The 21418-nt window shown below is 71.1% G+C and carries 17 protein-coding genes; 7 read left to right on the plus strand and 10 right to left on the minus strand.

Annotation, left to right across the window (positions count from 1 at the left end; all coding sequences use genetic code 11):
- Both BLS95_RS50555 and BLS95_RS50560 read right to left on the minus strand, forming a co-directional pair.
- On the minus strand, positions 1-697 hold a 697-nt coding region (locus BLS95_RS50555), incomplete at its 3' end, for a complex I subunit 1/NuoH family protein (RefSeq protein WP_176993849.1).
- Between the two features lie 57 nt (positions 698-754).
- A complete protein-coding gene (locus tag BLS95_RS50560; protein ID WP_090946793.1) occupies positions 755-1555 on the minus strand; it encodes a helix-turn-helix transcriptional regulator in 801 nt (266 codons plus the stop codon).
- Positions 1556-1789: 234 nt separating this feature from the next.
- Here BLS95_RS50560 and BLS95_RS50565 point away from each other — a divergent pair, with 234 nt between their 5' ends.
- A complete protein-coding gene (locus BLS95_RS50565; protein WP_090946794.1) occupies positions 1790-3961 on the plus strand; it encodes a glycoside hydrolase family 127 protein in 2172 nt (723 codons plus the stop codon).
- Positions 3962-4032: 71 nt separating this feature from the next.
- On the opposite strand, the gene BLS95_RS50570 is transcribed toward BLS95_RS50565, so the two are convergent.
- A complete protein-coding gene (locus tag BLS95_RS50570) occupies positions 4033-4395 on the minus strand; it encodes a hypothetical protein (RefSeq protein ID WP_090946795.1) in 363 nt (120 codons plus the stop codon).
- A 220-nt stretch (positions 4396-4615) separates the two neighbouring features.
- Positions 4616-5308 (minus strand): hypothetical protein, encoded by a 693-nt coding sequence (locus BLS95_RS50575; protein WP_090946796.1) that lies wholly within the window; start codon positions 5306-5308, stop codon positions 4616-4618.
- 321 nt (positions 5309-5629) lie between these two features.
- Between BLS95_RS50575 and BLS95_RS50580 the strand changes: the two genes are divergently transcribed.
- Positions 5630-7141: a serine hydrolase domain-containing protein gene (locus BLS95_RS50580; protein ID WP_090946797.1), complete on the plus strand. Its 1512-nt coding sequence runs from the start codon at positions 5630-5632 to the stop codon at positions 7139-7141.
- Between the two features lie 40 nt (positions 7142-7181).
- Here BLS95_RS50580 and BLS95_RS50585 read toward each other — a convergent pair whose 3' ends face one another.
- From BLS95_RS50585 to BLS95_RS50600, 3 genes are all read right to left on the minus strand, one after another.
- Entirely contained in the window at positions 7182-8501 is a 1320-nt protein-coding gene (locus tag BLS95_RS50585; RefSeq protein ID WP_090946798.1) for a phytase, read from the minus strand.
- Positions 8502-9087: 586 nt separating this feature from the next.
- On the minus strand, positions 9088-9738 hold the full coding sequence (locus BLS95_RS50595; protein WP_090946800.1) for a response regulator: 651 nt from the start codon (positions 9736-9738) through the stop codon (positions 9088-9090).
- Positions 9735-10856, minus strand: coding sequence for a sensor histidine kinase (locus BLS95_RS50600; RefSeq protein ID WP_090946801.1), 1122 nt, complete (start codon positions 10854-10856; stop codon positions 9735-9737). The genes BLS95_RS50595 and BLS95_RS50600 overlap by 4 nt, the downstream gene beginning before the upstream one ends.
- A gap of 143 nt (positions 10857-10999) precedes the next feature.
- Here BLS95_RS50600 and BLS95_RS50605 point away from each other — a divergent pair, with 143 nt between their 5' ends.
- From BLS95_RS50605 to BLS95_RS50615, 3 genes are all read left to right on the plus strand, one after another.
- Positions 11000-11596: a hypothetical protein gene (locus tag BLS95_RS50605; RefSeq protein ID WP_090946802.1), complete on the plus strand. Its 597-nt coding sequence runs from the start codon at positions 11000-11002 to the stop codon at positions 11594-11596.
- 130 nt (positions 11597-11726) lie between these two features.
- Positions 11727-13568 (plus strand): alpha/beta fold hydrolase, encoded by a 1842-nt coding sequence (locus BLS95_RS50610; RefSeq protein ID WP_090946803.1) that lies wholly within the window; start codon positions 11727-11729, stop codon positions 13566-13568.
- Between the two features lie 242 nt (positions 13569-13810).
- Positions 13811-14134 carry an STAS domain-containing protein gene (locus BLS95_RS50615; protein ID WP_176993850.1) on the plus strand — a complete coding sequence of 108 codons (324 nt, stop codon included), beginning with the start codon at positions 13811-13813 and terminating at the stop codon, positions 14132-14134.
- A 16-nt stretch (positions 14135-14150) separates the two neighbouring features.
- Here BLS95_RS50615 and BLS95_RS50620 read toward each other — a convergent pair whose 3' ends face one another.
- Entirely contained in the window at positions 14151-14447 is a 297-nt protein-coding gene (locus BLS95_RS50620; RefSeq protein WP_090946805.1) for a winged helix-turn-helix transcriptional regulator, read from the minus strand.
- 184 nt (positions 14448-14631) lie between these two features.
- On the opposite strand from BLS95_RS50620, the gene BLS95_RS50625 reads away from it, so the two are divergent.
- The gene (locus BLS95_RS50625) at positions 14632-15522 is read left to right on the plus strand and encodes an NAD(P)-dependent oxidoreductase (RefSeq protein WP_090946806.1); all 891 of its coding nucleotides are present in this window, start codon (positions 14632-14634) and stop codon (positions 15520-15522) included.
- Between the two features lie 33 nt (positions 15523-15555).
- Here the strand turns inward: BLS95_RS50625 and BLS95_RS50630 are convergent, their stop codons facing one another.
- Both BLS95_RS50630 and BLS95_RS50635 read right to left on the minus strand, forming a co-directional pair.
- Positions 15556-16707 (minus strand): serine hydrolase domain-containing protein, encoded by a 1152-nt coding sequence (locus tag BLS95_RS50630; RefSeq protein ID WP_176993851.1) that lies wholly within the window; start codon positions 16705-16707, stop codon positions 15556-15558.
- Positions 16708-16943: 236 nt separating this feature from the next.
- The gene (locus BLS95_RS50635; RefSeq protein ID WP_342742847.1) at positions 16944-17672 is read right to left on the minus strand and encodes an MgtC/SapB family protein; all 729 of its coding nucleotides are present in this window, start codon (positions 17670-17672) and stop codon (positions 16944-16946) included.
- Positions 17673-17870: 198 nt separating this feature from the next.
- On the opposite strand from BLS95_RS50635, the gene BLS95_RS50640 reads away from it, so the two are divergent.
- Positions 17871-21392 (plus strand): metallopeptidase domain-containing protein, encoded by a 3522-nt coding sequence (locus tag BLS95_RS50640; protein ID WP_090946808.1) that lies wholly within the window; start codon positions 17871-17873, stop codon positions 21390-21392.
- Positions 21393-21418 lie beyond the last annotated feature (26 nt).

Below are 21418 nucleotides of genomic sequence, written 5' to 3' on the forward strand. Positions count from 1 at the left end.
CGGGCAGGTCGAACGGGATGCGCGCGGCCTCGCCGAACATGCAGATCACGTAGATCAGGAACGACGGCAGCAGCAGCACCACGAACCAGGTGTCCGCCTGCGCCTTGACGATCTCCGAGGTGGACAGCGTCCCGGCGAAGATGAACACGGCCACGAACGACAGGCCCATCGCGATCTCGTACGAGACCACCTGCGCCGCCGACCGCAGACCACCCAGCAGCGCGTACGGCGAACGCGACGACCACCCGGCCAGCACCACACCGTAGACCGACACCGCCCCCATGGCCAGCATGAACAGCACCGCCACCGGCAGGTCCACCAGCTGCAGCGGCGTCCGCACGCCGAACAGGTCGACCATCGGCGCGAACGGGATGATGGAGAAGGCCAGGAACGCCGGCACCACCATGATCACCGGCGCCAGGAAGTAGAGCACCCGGTCCACGCTACGGGGGAAGAGGTCCTCCTTCAGGCCCATCTTGATCGCGTCGGCCACCGACTGCAGGATGCCGAACCTGCCGGCCCGGTTGGGACCGTAGCGGTGCTGCATCCGCGAGATCAGCTTCCGCTCGAACCAGACCCCGAAGACGACGCCCAGCCCCAGGAAGAGGAACAGCAGCACGGCCTTGACGATGGTGATCCACAGCGGGTCCCTGCCGAAGTCGGCAAGGGTGGGATCGGCCGCGAGAACGCCCGCCATGACGTGTTGCCCCTTCCTCTCCCCCGGCCCCCGTTCGGTCCGGAGCGGAAGGTCACGCTAGCCCGTGAGCCGGTCGGTGTCTTGAACGAATGCGAACAGCTCCTTCGGGGTCATCCGCGTCATCGCCCGGATCTCGCGAGTGAGGTGCGGCTGGTCGGCGTAACCGCAGGCGACGGCCTCGGTCAGCATGGCCGAGGGCCGTCTCCACAGGTCCACGGTCCGCTGGAACCGGGCGATGCGGGCGACCGTCTTGGGCGACAGGCCCACGACGCGGCGGAATCCGAGCTCGACGTAACGACGGCTGACGCCCAGCTCGCCGGCGAGCGAGGCGATGGTGGGCGGGCCGGCCGGCTCCTGCAGCCGCCACCAGGCGCGCATGATCAGGCCGTCCGGGCCGGCGTCGGGGCGCAGCCACGCCGTCAGCCGCCCTTCCAGCAGGCGGAAGCGGTCCGCCCAGCCCGCCGGCGCGATCAACCGGTCGGCCAGCTCGGCGGCACGGCTGCCGAGGAGGTCTTCCAGGTGCGCGGTCGTGCCGGCCACCTCGCGTATGGGCGCCCCGGTCAGCGCCGACATCCCGGCGGGGGTGAGCCCGACCGCCACCCCGTGACGCCACGGCGTGTGGGCCGAGAACGTCACGGTGGCGCGGGGGCCGGTGACGATCGGGCCCAGGCCGGTGAAGTCGATGATCAGGGTGGCCGCGTTGAGCGGCAGCATCCGGCTGGGCCGCGCGTGCTCCCCCGCCGGGGTGCGGAAGCCGGCCCACCCCAGCACGTACGGGCGCAGGTGCGGCGGCGACAGACGGGTGATCATCTCGTACGGCTCCGCCGGTGGCTGCGTGGGCAGCGAGTGGATCGCCATCACACCGGCAAGCTTGCCCCAATCTCAACCGGCCCGTCTCGGCCGCCGGGGCGGCGACGGCGCGAGCGGCGGATACCCGGCGCGGAGGCCGCTCATGGACTCTTGACGGGCCAGGGAAAGCCGTCGACACTCCCCGAATGTGGGGTTGGAGAGGCGCTCGGCCGAAATGTTAGCGCTACCATTCAGCACCACATGCCCTCCCATCGGATCCCGAGCGACGAAGAGGACAGTGCGATGACTGCAATGGTGCCCAGGCGCGACGCGCTTCGACTGGCGGCGTTAACGGCCGTCACCCCACCCGCGCTCGCGCTGGCGACGCCCGCCGGCACAGCCCAGGCCGCGGCCGACACGGCGGCCCCGCTCCGGAACGACCTTCCGGTGCCCGGCAGCTGGATCGTCAAGCCCTTCGCCAACGACCAGGTCACTCTGAGCACGAGCCTGTTCACCGCCAACCGGGACCGGATCCTGAACTTCCTGCGCGCCTACCCGGCCGACCGCATGCTGGCCAACTTCCGGGCCAACGCCGGGCTGGACACGCTGGGCGCCCAACCGCCCGGTGGCTGGGACGACGCGACCGGCAACCTGCGCGGCCACTACAGCGGGCACTTCCTCAGCGCCCTCGCCCTGGCGTACGCGGGCTCCGGCGACGCGTTCTACAAGGACAAGGTCGACTACATGGTCACCGCGCTGGGCCAGTGCCAGGCCGCGCTGGCCGCCAGGGTGGGGCGACCCGGCGGGCCGAGCCATCCCGGCTTCCTGGCCGCCTACCCCGAGACGCAGTTCATCCTGCTGGAGCAGTACACGACCTATCCCACCATCTGGGCGCCCTACTACACCTGCCACATGATCATGAGAGGGCTGCTCGACGCCTACCAGCACGCCGGCAACCAGCAGGCGCTCGACATCGTGCTGAAGATGGGCGACTGGGTGCACAGCAGGCTCGGCCACCTGCCCCGGGCCCAGCTCGACCGCATGTGGGGCATCTACATCGCCGGCGAGTACAACGGCATGAACGCGGTGATGGCCGACCTCCACGCCCTCACCGGCAAACCGGAATACCTCACGACGGCCAAGTGCTTCGACAACACCACCCTGCTCGCGGCCACGGTCCGCAACGAGGACACGCTGAACCGCAAGCACGCCAACCAGCACATCCCCCAGTTCATCGGCTACCTGTCCATCTACGAGCGCAACCAGGAACGCCACTACTACAACGCCGCCGTGAACTTCTGGGACATGGTGGTGCCGTACCGGATCTTCACCGACGGCGGGCTGGCCGGCCCGACCGACAACGGTGAGCTGTTCGGCGCGCGTGGCGTCATCGTCGGCACCCTGGGCACCAACAACGCCGAGACCTGCTGCAACTACAACATGCTCAAGCTGAGCCGGGCCCTGTTCTTCCACACCGCGAACCCGAAGTACATGCAGTACTACGAGCGGGCCCTCTACGGCCAGATCCTCGCCTCCCGGCGGAACACCGACAGCACCACGAACCCGCTGCTGACCTACTTCATCCCGATGCGGCCGGGCGCGGCGCGGAGCTACGGCAACCTCGGCACCTGCTGTGGCGGCACCGGCCTGGAGAGCCACACCAAGTTCCAGGACTCGATCTACTTCCGGTCGGTGGACGACTCGACGCTCTACGTGAACCTCTACCTGGCCTCGGAGCTCAACTGGGCGGAGAAGGGCTTCGTGATCAAGCAGTCCACGAACTACCCGGCCGACCCGGCGGGGGTGACGACCCTGACGGTGACGGGCAACGGGCGGCTGGTGGTGAAGCTGCGGGTGCCGTACTGGGTGGAGAAGGGCTTCACGGTCCTGGTCAACGGGGCCGCCCAGCAGCTCGACGCCAGGCCCGGCGAGTACGTCACGCTCGACCGGCAGTGGCGCAGCGGCGACACGATCAGGATCACGATGCCGTTCTCCCTGCGCGTCGAGAAGGCGCTGGACGCGCCGACGACCCAGAGCATCGCCTACGGGCCGGTGCCGATGGTCGTCAAGAGCAACGAGACCACCTTCCGGCAGTTCTCCTTCTACCGGGACTTCACCCTGTCCGGGGACCTCGCCCGCGCCGTCACGTCCACCGGGCCCATGAGCTTCACGGCGAACGGCCTGCCGCTGGTCCCCCTCCACATCAACAACACCGACCGCTACCACGCCTACTTCCGGCGGGTCGAGCCGACCATCGTCTTCGGCCGGATCGACTCCGGCGTGCCCAACCGCGCGCGGCCGGACGCGGTGACGTTCCTCGACGCGGTCTGGAGGAACGCGCCCTTCGCGAGCCAGGCCCAGTTCGTCTCCACCGTGACCCGCATCGCGGACGAGTGGATCGCGGCCGGGCTGATGACCACCGCCCAGAAGAACACGGTGGTCTCCACGGCCACCCAGGCCAGGCTCCCCAGCTGAGTCACGCGCGGCCCTCGGTCCCTGTCCCTTTCCGGACGGGGACCGGGGGGCCCACCTGGGAAACCTCGCGACTAGCTGACGAACAGGTAGACGGGGACGGAGTTCCCCGGGCCGTTGAAGTCGAAGGTCTTGCGGTCATTCGTCGGGCACGCCCTGGCACTCCACTGGGTGCCGTTGGAGTATTCCGCCTTGACCTGCGCGCACTTCCCGTCGGCCTTGGTGTCCTTCACCCAGCCCGAGACCCGGATGTTGCCGCCCGAGCACGAGTGAGACCAGCTCGCCTGCCCGCCGCTGACCTTGACGTCGTTCACGACCTGACCGCAGGACCCCATGGTCTGAATGGGGTCGCCGAACGCGGCACTCGCGGGCGCGGCCCCCGCCAGCACGAGAGCTCCCGCCGCCAGGGCACCCGCGATCGCCAGACGCTTGTTCATGATGGATGGCACCAGCCTTCCTGTGGTTGTCTTCCCTTTCGGGTGGTCGGCGTCGCCGTTGCTCGGATGGCCGTCACGCCCCCGGCAACTGCGAGCATGCTCATCCTCGGCGACCGCCGATTCGCGGGTAAACGTGTTTCGGCCGCACCCGAAAAACCACCGCAGGGCCATGGAAGCCCGCCCGGCGACCGTAAGGGGGCCGCCTCCCCGGGCCTCCGGGTCAGCGCATCCACCACGCCGTGAGCAGGGCCATCAGGACGAACGGCACCGGAATGAGGAACGCCGCGCCCACCACCGTCCACATCGGCGGCAGGACGAACACGCCCACGGCACACGCCGCCCCGAGGAGCATCAGGGCGGCGCCCGCCGGACGCTGTGAGCGCCGCCAGGCGAGCGAGAAGCGGCCGGCCGGCCCGCCGCCGGAGCCGTCCGGGACGATGCCGGGCAGCGCGGCGCCGACGACGACGAGCATGCCGCCCAGCGCGACCCCGATGGCCCGCTCCAGCGGGAAGGCGTGTCCGGCGGTCCTGGCCAGCAGGCCCGCCTGGAGCACGACGAGCAGCAGCGGGAGGATGACGAACACGACGTTCATCGCCCTCCTCCGCACCCTCCGGGGGGCGACGAACCAGCCGGGGAGGCGTCCCCGCAGGCGATCCTCGACCATCACCGCGACCGCCACGAGGACCCCGACGGCGACCAGGACCGCGGGCAGGGCTCCGGCGAAGACGAGGCGTGACACCTCGACGCCGGGACGGCCTTCGGCGGCCACGCGGGTGGTCACGGTCTCGGGCAGGGCGTCCCACAGTCCCCGCGCGATCGCGATCATGGCGGTGAGGCCGAGGAAGCCGACGACGACACCCGCCCACGGCGGGCGCACCGCCCTTTCGTCCCGGTCGACACGCACCTGCTGCATGAGGCCTCCTTCGCATCCCGGTTGACGAGTTCGCGCAGGTCAACGGTAGGCGGGGAAGCGTCAGGCCGGATATCCGTCATGCGGCACGCTTCGGGTCATGCTCGTCACGGACGCCCTATGACCAACGTCATGCATGCCGCCACCGGCACGACAACCCGCTCGCGGTCGCCGGAACGACCCGGTACGATCAATTCGGCGGTTTCCCGGCCGCCTCTGGGTCCGCGGGCAGAGCTGCAAGCTCACCGGTTCACCAAGGCACATCGACGGCAGGTCTTCTCCGCCCGATGTCGCGGACCCACGGGCAGCGAGGGAAGGACTGCCTTGTCCGATCAGTTGCGTGAGCTTCCCGACCAGCCGAGTCTCCGCTACCTGAAGCTGGAGGCGAAACGCCGCCTCTCCGCCGGGGAGTTCGCAACGCTTCACCAGGCCCAGCTGGCCATCGCCCGCGAGCACGGGCTGTCGAGCTGGACCGCGCTCAAAGCGCGCATCGAGGCCGTGGCTCCGACGAGTCACGCCCTCACGCAGGTGCGGTGGGTCACCTCCCGCTTCGGGACGGCAGACACCCCGGAATGGACGCCTCCCGACGAGGACGAACTGCGCCGCCACTTCGATGACCACTACCTGGGCCTCCTGCCGCCGGACTGGCTGTCCGCCCTGCTCGGCACGGTGGCCCGGCAGCTGCGCGAGGACCTCGCCGACGTACGGGCCGAGCCGCTGCGGCTGCGCGCGCGGATCGCCGATCTGAGGGTCGAGGCGGCGACCGAGCCCGGCCCGCCGTACCGGCTGCGCACCCTGCGGCTGTATTCGCTGGAGACGAAGGTCGACGACCCGCGCGTGGCGGCACCGGCGGCGCGTGCCTCCGGCGCGGTGCCCGGGGAGGTGAGCGCGGTGGCCGCGGACGCGTTCGGCGAACTGGGGCTGGCCGGCCTCATCGTGGCCGGTGACTCCGGTGGCGGCTCGGTGTGGGTGACCGCACGGGGCTGGGCGGACCTCGGCCAGGGTGAGGTGCTGCTGCCCGAGCACCGGTTCCCCGTCTACTCGATCACCAAGCTCGTCACCGCGGTCGTCGTCCTGCGGCTGGTCGCGGACGGGCGGGTACGGCTCGACGACCCCGCGAACGCGCACCTGCGCACCGTCCGGCTCGCCGACGACGCCGTCACCGTACGGGAGCTCCTGACCCATAGCGGCGGCGTCGACAATCCCGGGGAGTTGTTCGCCGACCGCGTGCCCGAGCTGGTGTCGGTCACGGGGCCGGTCGCGGCGTGCGGCGGGTCGCGCGGCACGTTCGCCTACGGCCACGGCGAGTACGCGCTGCTCGGGCAGCTGATCGCCGACGTCACCGGGACGGGTTACGTGGAGGCGGCCACCCGCATGGTGCTCGAACCCCTCGGGATGAGCGATTCGTGGTTCCCGCGCACCTGGCCGGCCACCGCGGCGGTCATCGGCCATCGCCTCACCGACGAGGGCCTGTTCGAGGGCGTACCGGCACAGGTGTCCGCCGTGCCGGCCGTGGGCGGCCTGTGGACCACGGCGGCCGATCTCGTCCGCTTCGGCCTCGCCTGGTCCTCGCTGCTGCCCGGCCCGCTCGCCCGCGAGGCGCTCCGGCCGCAGGCCGACCGGGACGGCCTCGGCGGCCAGGTGGGCCTCGGCTGGATGCTCATGCCGCCCAAGGACGTCGCCGGGCACCCCGGCGCCGGCTCCGGCTTCTCCGCGTCACTGATCATCCGGCCGGGGCGCGTCGGTACGGGCGGCGGCAGGACCTGGGTCGTCCTCACCAACCGGCAGGTCGCGGTCGAACCCCTCAACGAGCGCCTGGTGCTCCCCCTCACCTGAGCGGCTCAGGCGGAGGGCGAGCACCGTTAGCCCTCCGTTGTCAGCCGCGCGGGTTTCCGCTGCGGGTGTCGACCGTCAGCCCGAGGGGTCCGGCGATGTGGTCCCACCGTACGAACTTGAAGTCGGTGTTCTCCCGCACTTCGCCGTCCTCGCCGGTCGCCTCGGGCGTGTTGGCGCCGTCGTGGGTGACGAACAGGCCCTGGGGATAGCGCCGGCCGAGGGGGACGTTGACCACCATCGCCCCGTCGCTGGCCTGCGTCCCGTCCAGCCCGTTCCCGGGCGTCACCCGGAAGCCGCCGAGGTAGGCGTTGCCGCCGTCGCGCTGGTAGACCGCGAAGGTGTCGTCGCCCTGGCTGGACGCCAGGAGGTAACCCTTACCGTGGGCGCCGTGGTAGATCGTCAGGCCCTCGGCGTCGGCCGAGAGGTGCCGCCCGCCGAGGCCCTGGTCGGGGCCGAGCGCGCACTCCTCGGTCTCGGGGTCGTAGACACCCGGCCTGCCGTATTCGCGGACCTTGTCGACCAGGGCCGGACTGCCGGTGAGGTCGGCGCGCATCCGCCAGATCCCCACGTCCTCCTGCGCCGCGTACAGCACCCCGCGTTCGCCGTCCACGACCATGCCCTCGACCTGGGGCTGCTCGCCGGGCTCCAGGCAGGGGGTCCAGGTGGCGCCGCCGGGCAGCGTGAACGACTCGGGCAGGTCCAAGGTGCGGACCCGCTGGTAGGACACCTTGCCGGAGGGGGCGGCGACCATTTTGAGCAGGCCCAGGGAGGTGCTGTGCCGCCTGCTGACCAGGACCTGGTCGCGCCAGGTGGCCAGCCCGTACGCGGTCCGCGCCTCGTTGACCTCCTCCTGGCTGTCGTTGAACACGTGCGGCACGGCCGGGTCGGTCACGTCGGTCAGGGGCGCCCGCCCGGCGGCGGCTCTGGCCGGGTCGATCGCGTAGAAGCGGATGTGGTCGCGGCCGCGGTCGGACACCACCGCGAGGTCGACCTTCGCGCCCGTGGACAGCCGGAAGCCGTAGACCAGGTCGACGTTGTTGAACCGGCCCGGCTCGTCGTCCTCGCCCGGGGCGGCCGGCGCCGGGACGTGCTGCAGTTGGGCGCCGTCCAGCGAGTAGACGTAGAGTCCGTTGTCCTTGGCCGTGGCCACCACCACGCTGCCGCCGGGCTTGGCCGGATGCACCCAGATGGCCGGGTCGTCGCCGTTGGCGTTGCCGCCCGCCTCGTCGTCGAAGAGGGCGGGCGTCTCGACCTCGGGAGATATGCCGGGCAGGGTGTCCGACGCGGCCGCGGGCGCCGCGACCGTTCCGGCCAGGCAGAGTACGGCCGCGAGGGTGGCTGTGGTGACTGAGGGACGCATCGCGCCTCCTGAGAGGATGGGCTGGGGTCCCCCGCATGGTGGCCCAGCGAGCGGAACACAGGCGAAAGCCCGCGCCAACGCGATCCGATCATGCTCTGAACCGCACGACAACGGTCGGTCCGCAGCGAAGGCGGCTCACCCCTGCGACGCCCTCAGCCGTCGTGGCGACGAGCAGCGTTGCCGGGACCAGCACCCCATGGACCGCGGCGAGCGTATGGGAGACGTACGCGACGCCTCCCAGCGTGATGGGGACGTAGAACAGGAACGAGCTGACTCGATGGCGCCAAGGGAGTCCGGTCCACACCTCGCGACGGAGTCTCCGGCCCGTGCTGAAGCCGATGACGGCCGGCCCCGCCCACGCGAGGGCGCATTTGAGGGGAAGCGCCCACCATGCCGACTCTGCCAGGAACTCGCCGTAAAGTCCCTGAGCCCTCTGCAACGCTAAGGAGGCCCAGGGAAAAACGTGCTCACGCACCCAGGGGGCGCTCGTCGGGTCGGACATGGCGAGCTGGAAGAGGCCGATCGCCGGGCCGAGGAAGGCGACGAGATCACGCAGCCCTTGAAGGCGGCGCGGGTTGCGGGCCGGTCAGCCGCCCGGCCGGATCAGGCCCGACTCATAGGCCGTGATGACGGCCTGCACCCGGTCCCTGAGCCCCAGCTTGGCGAACAGGTTGCTGACGTGCGTCTTCACCGTGTGCTCGCTGACCACGAACGCCGCGGCGATCTCCGCGTTCGACAGGCCGCGCCCGAGCAGCGTGAGCGTCTCGCGTTCGCGGGCGGTGAGGAGGTCGAGCCCGGCGGGCGCCTGCCGGGGCCGCCGGGAGACCATGTCGTCGATCAGCCGGCGGGTCACGGACGGAGCGAGCAGCGAGTCCCCGTCCGCCACGACCTGCACGGCCCGTACCAGGTCGTCCCTGCGCACGTCCTTGAGCAGGAAGCCGCTCGCCCCGGCGCACAGGGCGTCGTAGACGTAGTCGTCCTGGTCGAACGTGGTCAGCATGAGGACGCGCGTGTCGGTCTCCCCGCACACCACCCGCGCCGCCTCGATCCCGTCCATTCCCGGCATCCGGATGTCGAGGAGGAGCACCTGCGGCCGGTGCGCGCGCACGGCCTCGATCGCCGCGAACCCGTCACTCGCCTCGGCCACCACCCTCATGTCGGCCTGCGTGTCCAGGATCAGCGCGAACCCGCTGCGCACGAGCTCCTGGTCGTCGGCCACCACCACGCTGATCGTCATCCGTGCACCTCCGCGAGCCCCTGCGGGAGCCATACCATGACCTGGAAGCCCCGGCCCGTGGGGGTGGGGCCGAAGACGGCGTGACCGCCGCAGGCCGCGGCCCGCTCCCTGATGCCGATGAGGCCCTGGCCGCCCCCGCCGCCGAGCGGGCCGCGGCCGTCGTCCGTCACGGTGACCCGCAGCGCGTCCCTCTCCCACACCAGCCGGACCTCGGCCGAGCGGGCTCCGGAGTGCTTGACGACGTTGGTGAGCGACTCCTGGACGATGCGGTAGGCGGCGACCTCCACGTCGTGCGACAGCTCCAGCCGCGTACCCGTCTCGACGAGCGTCGCCTGGGAGACCCGCTCGACCAACTCGGGGATGCGGTCCAGCGTGGGCTGCGGCCCGAGCTCGCCCTTGGCGTCCTTGAGCAGCCCCAACATGCGGCGCAACTGCCCCATCGCGTCCCGCCCGCTGGCGGCGATCGCCTCGAACGCCGCCTCCGCGCGCTCGGGCCGGGTACGGACGGCCAGCGGCCCCGACTCCGCCTGCACCACCATCAGGCTGACCGCGTGGGCGAGGATGTCGTGCATGTCCCTGGCGATCCGCGCGCGCTCGCGCTGGACCGCCCGCTCGGCGGCCAGCTCCCGCTCCCGTTCCAGCCGCATCGCCCGCTCCTGCAGCGTCAGCGACTGCTGCCTGGTCAGTACGGCCACCCGGCCCAGGGCGTAGGCCGCCACCCACGTCGCCATCCCGCGCACGTAGGTGTCCAGCGAACCGGCGACGAGCAGCATCCCCGCCGCCGTGACCGCGATCGTGGCCAGCCGCAGCACGGGCGGGGACCGGTAGGCGACCGTGTAGACCGCGACCATCCAGCCGTACCAGATCGGCTGGTTGGGGCCGTCACCGATGATGTCGTAGAACGGGATCGCGATCAGGACGGCCAGCATCACCGTCACGGGGAACCGGCGCCGCAGCAGGACGGGCAGCGAGGCCGCCAGCACGGGCAGCAGGAGCGCGGCCGGCCACGCCTGGTCGGCGGACGTGAACGGCGCGAGCTGCGCGGCGAGCACGGCCACGGTCAGGCCGAGATCGACCAGGGGAGGCGGCAGCGCGCGGAGTCGGTCCAGAAGCGCCATGGGGACACGTAACCACAGTGGGCGCCGGGGCACATCACCGGCGGGAGGGAGTTTCCGGCGCGGCACTGGTCCGCGGGGGCGAGGCGATGAATCCCCGCGCCCGGCGATCCCAACACCGGGGCCGGAGCCCGACCGTGGTGGGTATGAACCTCACTGCCAAATCCTTCGTCCTGGCCCCTGCTCTCGTCCTGGTCTACGCCGTCATCAGCCTGCTCGACGGGCTGGACGGCACACACGGGCCGGGCCTGGCGTGGACGGCGGGCCATCTCGCCTTCCTCGCCGCCCTCGCGTTGTTCGTGCCGCTCGTCGTGGAGCTCGCCCGCCGGGCGCCGTACCGGCGGACGGGGCTGGCGATCGCCGCGTTCGCGCTGGTGGGCGTGGCGGCCGGCGCCGCCCAGTTCGTCATCGACGTCGTCGTCGGGTTCGCCGCGGCCGACCGCGCCGGGATGGGCGTGCTCTTCGACCAGATCCAGGCCGTCCCGGGGGTGGAGCCCGTCGTCTACACGATCGTGCCCACGTTCTTCTACGCCGGCCTCGCCGTGCTCGTCATCCTGCAGGCCACCGCCGGGCGGGTGGGCTGGTGGAGCCCGGCACTGGTCGTGGTCGGCGTCGCCGTCGTGGCCGTCAACCGGGACCTGCTGCTGCTCAGCGCGGTGCTGAACATCGTGGGGCTGGCTCCGCTGGGCCGGCGGCCCGAGCCCGCCAGGCCCGCCGCGGAGTCGCGCGTCGCCGCACTGTGATCTGGCCGGGCCGGCCGGCGGGCGGCGGCTGCCACTCCGCAGCCGCCGCGCGGGAGTAGGACCCTGCTCCCATGTCCGGTTCCTCCTTCGGGGGGAGGCTTCGCCGGATTCCGCGGGCGAGGGTGGAAGCATGATCTTCACGACCTTCACCGGCGTGGTGGCGAGTCTCGTCCTCTCCGCGACGCTGCTGCCCGCCGCTCCACCGGTCCAGGCCCTTGAAGCCGTCCAGGCCTTTGAAGCCGTCCAGGGCCGGTCCTCGCTGGAGCAGCCGCATGAGTGCGCCCGCGCCGTGGCCCGGTGCGACGGCACGCTGGCGGTGCCGCTGGACTGGAGCGATCCCTCCTCCGAGCGCATCGAGGTCGCCTTCGCCTGGATCCCGGCGCCGCGAGGCGCCACCGGTACGATCCTCGCCAACCCCGGCGGCCCGCTGCCCGCGCTGCCCGACCTGCCCCGCATCCAGCAGGCGCTCGGCCCCGCCCTCGACCACCAGAACCTCCTCGTCGTCGACCCGCGCGGGCTGGGCAGGTCCTCACCGCTGCTCTGCCCGGGCCTGAACCTCGTCGAGCCGGACACGATCGCGGCCTGCGCGGCTCATCTCGGCTCACGTGCCCGCTTCTTCACGGCCGACCAGGCGGTGCACGACATGGACGCGGTACGGCGGGCGCTCGGCGCGGGCCCGGTCACCTTCTACGGCAGGTCCTACGGCACCGCCTACGCCCAGGCGTACGCCGCCCGCCACCCCGAGGGTCTGGCCGCGGCGTTCCTGGACAGCACGATGGTCACCTCGGCGGACGGGTACGCGTTGTGGCCCCTGCGGTCCCGCCCCGACCTGCTCGACGTCGTCTGTGACCGGTCGCCGGCCTGCCGCGCGCTGCCGGGCGATGCCCGCCGCACCCACGCGCGGCTGGTGGCCCGGCTGCGCGAGCATCCCGACCCCGAGGTTCCCCTCATCACGCTCACGAGCATGGACAGAATGGCCGAGCCGGTGGTCGGACGGGAGCTGAACGCCGCCGCCACCGCCTACCTCGCCGGCGATCCGGCGCCGCTGCGGCGGCTGGCCCGAGTGATGACCAGCCCTCCCGCCCAGCCGATCGAGGGGCCGGAGTGGGCCGGGTACCTGGCCTACCGGTGCGGCGACGGCGGCTTCCCCTTCGACCGGGACGCGGACCCGGCCGAGCGGCTGGACCAGTTGGAGCGATACTTCCTGCGCGAGCGGCCGCTGGCCCCGTACACGCCTGCCGACCTGGGGCTGGACCTGCGCAAGGGCCTGGAATTCTGCGTGAACTGGCCGACGCCGCGCCGCAGCCCGGTGCTGCCGCCGGGCGCGGACCTGCCCGACGTGCCGGTCATGGTGGTCGGCGGCGACTTCGACACGCACACGCCGGCGGAGGTGAGCGCGGCGATGCGGGTCTTCCCCGATGCGACGTTCGTCCGGGTCCCGTTCGGCACGCACAGCCTCTCCGGGGCAAGTGGCGAGATGGGCGATTGCGTACGTGCGGCGCTGCGCTCGTTCGTGACCGATCACCGGGTGCCGCGGATGCGGTGCACCGCGGAGAACTATCGCGCGCTCGGGGCGTTCCCCCGGTCGCTGGACGAGGTGGCGCCGGTGCCCGCGGCAGGGCTGGACGCGGAGCGGCGGCGGCTGCTCGGGGCCGCCTTCGCCACCGCCGCCGACGCGGTCGCCCGCCGCAACCCCTACAACTTCCTCCACGGCCGGCTGGCGGACCAGCCGGGGCTGCGGGGCGGGCGCGTCACCTTCGGGGCCGGGTCCATCACGCTGGACGGGGCCGCCTTCGTGCCCGGGGTGGCGGTGAGCGGGCAGATCACGCTCACCCCGGAAGGCAGGGCCACGGCCTCCCTCAGCCTTCCGCGACCCGACGGGCCGGCGTACCGGGTGGAACTGGCGTGGGAGGCGTTCACCGCGGACGACCGGCCCCCGCTGTCGGGCACCTTCAACGGCACACCCTTCTGACCCGGTTACGAGGCTGTGTGGGTCGTTGTACGCATTCGCCCCCAGTGCGCCTTTCTCCACAGAAAAGGATGAATCGCCTATTTAGGTTGAAAACGCACCAAAAGTTGATGCGCACACCGCACAAGGGGACCTGACATGAACACGATCACACGAGACCTCGCCACCGGCCACCGCCGGTGGATCGCCTCCTTCGGCTTCGACCGAGGCCGGGTCCTCCTCTCCGTGGGGTGATCGTGATGCCGTTGTCAGCATGGGTGAGGCAGGAGTCCGGCCGTGGCGTCGTGGCGCTGTCCGGCGAACTGGACATCGCGTCGGCCTCCTGCCTGGCGGACGCGGTCGGTGTCGCGTTGCGAGGCGGCCGGCGCGACCTGGTGGTCGATGTGGCCCGGCTGGGTTTCTGCGACTCCGAAGGGCTGGAGGCGCTGCTGAGGATCCAGGACGACGTCACGGGCGAGGGCGGCACGATGACGCTGACCCATGTGCACGGCAGGATACGCCGGGTCATGGAGCTGACGGGGCTGGCCTCCGCGTTCACGATCGTCCCCGAGCAGCGGACGGCTCTCTGAAGGGTGCGCTGACGGTTCACCGCATCTGGTCCCACGGGATGGCGTCGATGCGCTCGATGTGCTCCTCGCCCCACTCTCCCAGTGGGGCCATCGCGGCGTTGAGCGACTGGCCGAAGTCGGTGAGCGAGTACTCCACCTTCGGCGGGACCTGGTGATACACCTCGCGATGCAGCAGCCCGGTCACCTCCATCTCCCGCAACTGCAGGATCAGCACCCGCTCGCTGATGCCGGGGACCGCGCGCCGTAACTCCCCGAAGCGCAAGGGACCCTCCTGCAGCGCGAACAGGATCAATCCCTTCCATTTGCCTCCCATGACAGCGATGGCAGCGTCGAGACCGCAGGTGAATGTCCGTTTCCTGGTTTCCGTCACCCACTCATACTGACATTTCCTTCAGTACCCGACAAAAATGTAGGTACTTGAAGGAATGTCTGTGCTGCAGCCAGCATGAACAAGGCGCCGCGCCTCACTCCCTTATCCCTGTGGCTGGAGTACGCATATGACCGAGAACAATCCGACCCCGGTGACCGTCATCGGCCTGGGCTCGATGGGCCGGGCACTGGCCGAGGCCCTCGTCCATGCCGGGCACCCGACCACTGTCTGGAACAGAACCGCCGCCAAGGCCGCCCCCCTCATCGCCATGGGCGCCGAGCGGGCCGAGGCCGTCGAGGACGCGGTGGCGGCCAGTCCCCTGGTCCTCACCTGCCTGACCACCTTCGACGACACGCTCTCGGCGCTGCGGCCCGCCGCCCCGGCGCTGCGCGGGCGGGCCCTGGTCACCCTCAACAGCGGGTCCCCGGCCGGCGCCCGTGAGACGGCCGCCTGGACCGTCGGTCAGGGCGCCCGGTTCCTGGCCGGGGCGGTCAAGAACGTGCCGTCAGCCGTGGGGCTACCGGACACCCTGCTCTACTACAGCGGCGACAGGACCGTCTTCGACGAGTTCGAGACGACCCTGAAGGTGCTGGGCGGCGACACCGTACACCTCGGGGACGAGAGCGACCTCGCCGCCCTGTACGAGATGGCGGTGGGCGCCATGCTGCTGCCCGCACTCGTCGGCTTCTTCCAGGGCGCCGCCGCCCTCCAGGCGCGCGGGCTCCAGGTGGCCTCCATGGTGCGGTTCGCGGGCAAGTGGCTGGACATGATCAAGTCCCTGCTGCCGATCTACGCCCGCGAGATCGACAGCGGCGACTACACCGACGCCGCCTCCTCGGTGAACCTCTTCCTCGCCGGAGCGGCCCACGACGAGGACCTGACCAGGGAGACGAACGTCGACACGACCTGGCTCGCCCCCCTGAACGACCTGGTGGCACGGGCCGCCGCGGCGGGCCACGGCGACCACAGCGTCACCGCCCTCACCGAAGTGCTCAGAACGACGCCGCGGCACTCGTGAGCCTGACGCGGGCGAGCCCGGACGTGCCCGTCGTCAGGACATCTGCCTCGGCCACCAGGACGGCGTCAGGGCCATCGTGGCGAGGTTGCGGGCGATCTGGTTGGTGTCGGTGTCCTGCACGTTACTGAGCACGACCACCACGATGTCGTCATCGGGCAGGTACATGTTGCTCGCCGCGTAACCTTCGAGAAGACCCGGGTGATAGCGGAGACGGTGCCCGTGGAGCCGGTCGACGAGCCAGCCGAAGGCGTACGCGCTCGACGGCAGGTTGAGGCAGCCGGCGGCGGGGCACGGCGCCTGCGGCGTGAACGCCTGCTCGACGGTGGCGGCTGGCGCGACCTCGGCCGCGCCGAACGCCCGGTCCCAGCGGGCGATGTCGTCGACGGTGGAGTAGATGCCGGTCGCGGAGAACGCCTGGGAGCCGTTGATGGGCTCAGCCGGTGATCCGAGCGTGAGGTATCCCTTCGCGTAGCCCGCGGGCGGGTTTCCCCTGCTGTAGCCGGTGTGCCGGAGGTTCAGCGGGCCGGTGATCTCATTGTGCAGCACGGTCCCGTACGGCTGGCGCGTCACCGCCTGGATGACCGCCCCGGCCAGGATGTAGCCGGAGTTGCTGTACTTCCAGCTGGTGCCGGGCTTGAAGTCCAGTGGCTCGTGCACGAACCGCTGGATGAGCGCCCGGGTCGTGGTCGGCTGCGACAGCTCGCGATAGAAGTCGGGCAGCCCCTGGATGTCGGGGATGCCGGAGGTGTGCGTGAGGGTTTCGCGGATCGTGATGGTCCGCCACGCCGTCGGGCAGCGCTTGAGGTAGGCCGGGACGAGGTACGGGCAGACCGGGTCGTCCAGGCCGAGCAACCCCTGGTCGCGCAGCTTCAGCACGACCATCGAGGTGAACTGCTTGGTGACCGAGGCGATGCGGAAGACCGTGTCCGGCCGGTTGGGAATGCCCCTCTCCTCGTCGGCGGCCCCGGCGGCGGTGCGTACCAGAACCTCGCCGCGCCGCACCACCAGCGCCGCGCCGGTGAATCGCCCCGTCGCGGCCAGGTCTCGCAGATACGTCCGCATCGCCCCGGCGGGATCGTCCGTGACGGCGGACGTGGCGATGGCAGGGGTGGCCACGGGCGTGGCCGCGCAGGTCAGCGTGGCGCCGATCGCGAGCAGCCAGGCAATATTACGATATTTGGACATTTTCTCCCCCGGTAACGTGCCGCTTCTCCCCTGAAATTCGGGCATCTTCCCGAATCGGACGAAAAGCGCCTTCGAGAATGTCTGGCAGGCCATTCTCCCGGGGGGCTTGTTCTCCATTCGCCGGAGCGGCAAACGGCCGTCGAAGCCCTTTTTCCCTTCTCATATCCTGATCTGTTGGCACCGCTCGGAAATTACTGACCACCCAAGCGAAATGTCGGCTTCGCGCCCCGGCCCCGTCAAGGGATCGAGATGTCGAGGTCGGTGCTCGTGACCGTGAGAACGCCGTCGATGTCCATGAGCGCGGTGGCGAGCTCGTCGAGAGGCCCCGCCCCCTGTACGAGGAGCCAGATCGAGATGATCTGGCGGTCGGGCCGGTCACGTTCGCGTTCCACGGTCAGCTCGGCGATGGCGAAGCCCCGGTCGGTGCAGGTGGACAGCACCCGCCGGAGCGCGCCCTGGCGGTCGAGATAGGTCAGATGCAGGGGCGACTGGGTGTACTTCGAGCGAGGCAGCCGACTGACCAGCGGAGGGAAGGCGAACACGACCAGGTAGTGGCCGGCGGTCACGGCGACGGCGAGCAGCCACAGGCCGGCTCCGGCCGCCATCCCGACCGCGCAGGTCAGCCACACCACCGCGGCGGTGGTCAGGCCGCGTACCGCGTCCCGCCGGACGAAGATCAGGCCGGCGCCGATGAACCCGATCCCGGACACGATCTGCGCGGCGACCCGGGAGGGGTCGAGGACCACGTCATCCCCCAGCACGTCGGCGAAACCGTACTTGGAGACCAGCGTCATCAGGGCCGCGGCGAAGCCGACCAGCGTGTGGGTGCGCAACCCGGCGCTCTTGTGCCGGATCTCCCGCTCCAGCCCGATCGCGGCCGACAGCAGCAGGGCCAGGCCCAACTCTCCCAGCTGGACCCATCCCTGGCCCGCGAACCCACCGGCGGCGGCCGCCATCACTTCCATTCATGCAGACCTTCCCCGACCTGCACCTCAGCAACACCGGTCGCCACGTCCGGGGGGTCAGCGCGGGCGTCACGTCCGGCGATCCGAGCAAGCGCGAATCATTCCTGACCGGTTCGATGTATCACGTTTCGCCATGAGGCCCTCTTTAGGGCCGTTCCGGTGCTCGGCCCGGCGCAGACCTCCCGTCCAGGAGCCATCATGATCTCGAGAACCTCGCCACTCCCCTCGCCCGTCATCACCGGACTCGCCTTCGACGAACCCGGCAACGCCGTGTGGTTCGCCACCGGCGACGGGCACATCGGCACGTGGCGCCTTCTCGGGGAGGTCCACACCGACCTCGGGACCGGATGGCCCGACGCCATCGCCGTCCTTCCCGGCGTCGATGGCGTATCCGTCCGGATGGTGACGGCCGGCGGCCAGGTCTACGTCGCCGCGCGGGGCCGGGCCGATCGCGCCGACGCCGAGTTGTCGGCGACGCATTCGACGGGCCTGCGCGCTGCCGCCGGACTTGACGACGGAACCCTCCTCCTGCTGGACGGCGACGGGGCGGTCGTCCGCCTCCGCGCCGGGGCGTTCGAGCTCCTCGTCGACGCCCCGGCCGGCGCCGCGACGACCGCGATGTGCGTGGACCCGCCCGCGGACGAGCTGCTGCTCGCGACCCCCAGCGACGGCGGAGGCGGCGCGAGTCTGGAGCGCCGCTCGCTTCAGGACGGCACGCTTCTCGGCACCGTCCCGGTACCGCATCCGGTCGTCTCGATCGTGGCGTTCGGCGGCGGGGCGCTGACCGTCGACGACGCCGGGACGATCCGCCACCTGTCGTGGGCGAGCGGGGAGGGCGCCGGCGAGGCCGCGCTTCCCACCCCGGTCACGGGGCCCGTCGCGCGGTGGCACTCGCTCGTGTTCGCGGCCTCCGGCGCCGGCATCACCGTCGTGGACTGGGGATCGGATACGGATACCCTCGCGATCGAGGCCTCGCTGCAACCTCTCGCGGCAGGCGGATGGGCGCCGATGACCGTCGACTACGACTCCCTCGGGATCGCCGCCGGCGACGTGGACTGGATCTGGGAGGACGCGGCCGACGAGGAGTGCGTCTCGATCGCCCGCCCCGGCACCGAGGGCGCCGAGCGGTACGAGCACCGCGTGCTCGCCGGCCCCGTACCCGGCGAGCGGACGCTCGTCGCCATCGAGCGCGCGTCCGGGAAGGTGCTCGCGACCCGGCGCTTCCGCGTCCTGGGCCGCTGGCCCGACGACGAGGCCGGTCCGCCGCAGGTCATCAGCGGCGAGCGCGAGGTCTACGCGAAGCCGGGATGGGGCGGCGGGCCGGGATCGCCGCAGAACATCCGCGTGCACCCCGCCCCCGAGGAATACCGCATCGCCGTCGCGGTCTTCCGGTGCAAGGGCTCGACCGCGGCGATCAACGCCGCCGGCGCGGCCGATCAGCGCCGCGACGAGCTGACCCGGCACGTCGTCTCGACCTCCGGCGACTCCGTCGACCGGTGGTTCCGCGAGGTGTCGTACGCCGACACGCCGGCGGCCGCGTCCGGGCCGAAGGGCACCCGCATCCGCCTCCTCACCGACTCCGTGATCGGGCCGATCGACGTGCCGTACACCTTCGCCGAGCTCTTCTCCCCCGGCAACGCCGCCGACCCCTGGGGATCGTGGGACCCGAAGCCCGACACGTGGGACGTACTGGGCGGCACGTTCTCGACCTTCGTCCGTGACACGCCGCTGGTCATCGGCGGCGGAGTGACGCGGCCGGTCATGGAGTTCGCCGATGCCGTGGTCTTCACGATCCTGCCGGGAACCGACGAACTGGTCACGGTCGGCGCGACGACGACGGGCGCGCAGTGGACGTGGGCGTACGCCGGCGACGCGCAGGTCTACTGGAAACCCCGCGACGGGTCGACGACGTTCACCCGCAAGCCCGCCGTGGTCATGCCGGCGGCGATCTCGGCCGGTCACGCGACGCCGTGGGCCGAGAGGGAGTACGTCACGACGATCGTCCACGAGCTCGGGCACACCCTCGGCATGCCGGACCTGTACCAGGGCCCGGGATATCCGGGCGAGATCGGCGAGCGCTACGTGGGCGACTGGGACATCATGCACTCCGACGTCCCGCTGCCGCACCTGTCATTGCCGCACCGGATGCGGCTGGGCTGGATCGACCCCTCCTGGGTCGAGGTATGCGACTTCTCGAAGAATCCCGCGACCCGCGAGATCACGCTGCAGGCACTCGAGACGCTGGCGCGGACCGGGCCCGCCGCCGGCAAGAAGGCCGGGATCGAGATCCGCCTGCGGGACGGGTGGAACTACTACTTCGAGCACCGGCGCGAGCAGACCGGGCAGATCGGCGACCAGAACCTGCCGAAGAACGCCGTGCTGGGCACCGACGTGTTCCAGGCGACCGCCGACGACATGGCCCGCCCGCTCATCCTGCTCCTGCCGAACGACGTCGACGGCGACGGGCCCGTCCTCTCCGCCGCCGCCACGGACTACGAGGAGAGCGACGTCACCAACCCCGACAGGATGAACGACTTCCGTCTCACCCGCCTCGCCTCCGGGCCGTTCGATCCCACCAACGACGTACGGGTGCGCGTCGAATACGTCGGAGCCCACCGCGCCGAACTGCAGATCACCCCGGCCCGCGGCAACGGCCACTGGAAGAGCCCCGACATCGACATCGACGGCCCGTCGGGCCCGAACATCGTCGTGAAGGGGCACAAGCACCGCATCCGCATCCGGGTGCGCAACGCCGGGAGCAAAGCGGCCGACAAGGTGACGATACGGGTCGGGTGGCTGCCGTTCACGACCACCCCGGGCACCTGGCAGACGATCCCCTCCCCCACGCCCCTGAACATCGCCGCCAAGTCGAGCGCGACGTTCGAGGTCGACTGGATGGTCCCGGCCTCAGTCACCGTTCCCGCCACGTCGGGTCCGGCGATCGAAGCCGAGCACTTCTGCGTGCGCGTCGACATCGACCGGTACGTCGACCCGGTGGATCCGACGGGCAGCGAGATCGTCATCCACAACAACTGGGCGCAGTCGAACTTCAACACCGCGTCGACCGCGCAATCCTCACCATCCTCACGCGAGACCACCGCGATCATCTCGGCGAACCCCTTCCCGACCCGGGCACTGCAGCGGCACGTCGTCGAGCAGACAGGCGACCAGTTCCGCCTCTTCCTGGACGAAGGATGGCGGATCGTCGACGCCGGGGCGACCGGAACGACGCGGCTCGCGTACGAGTCGTTCGCCGGCGACCCGCGACGCGGCGCGCAGTACGCGGAGCTGTTCGAGGGGTCGCAGGGCGAGAGGATCACCTCGGAGGTCTCGGTGCGGACCTTCGTGCTGCCCGAGGGACGCCACGACTCGGGCCTGCCCGGCTTCGGAGCGGGCCTGTGGGTGCGCGCAGGCTGGCGTACCCGGTTCGAGGACCTGGACGTCAACCGCGAGATCGTCTTCGGGACGATCGTGTACGAGCACGACGGCACGCGCGACCCCGTCCCGTTCGGCGAGGTGCGCGTCGTCGCCCACCCGCAGGACCGCCCCGACGAGACCAGGTGGCTCAACGGCGGAGTGACCGACGGCCGGTTCCGGGTCGGCATCCCGCGGGAACTGCTCGAACGCGCGACAGCGGAGCCCTGGGTCTTCGAGGCGTTCTACTTCAGCACCTACCGGCACGCGCCCACCCGATCGGGGGTACGGCCGCTGCGGTGGTGACACGCGGGTAGTACGCGCGGTGGTGT

This window comes from Nonomuraea jiangxiensis (assembly GCF_900099965.1).
GTDB classification, from domain to species: domain Bacteria; phylum Actinomycetota; class Actinomycetes; order Streptosporangiales; family Streptosporangiaceae; genus Nonomuraea; species Nonomuraea jiangxiensis.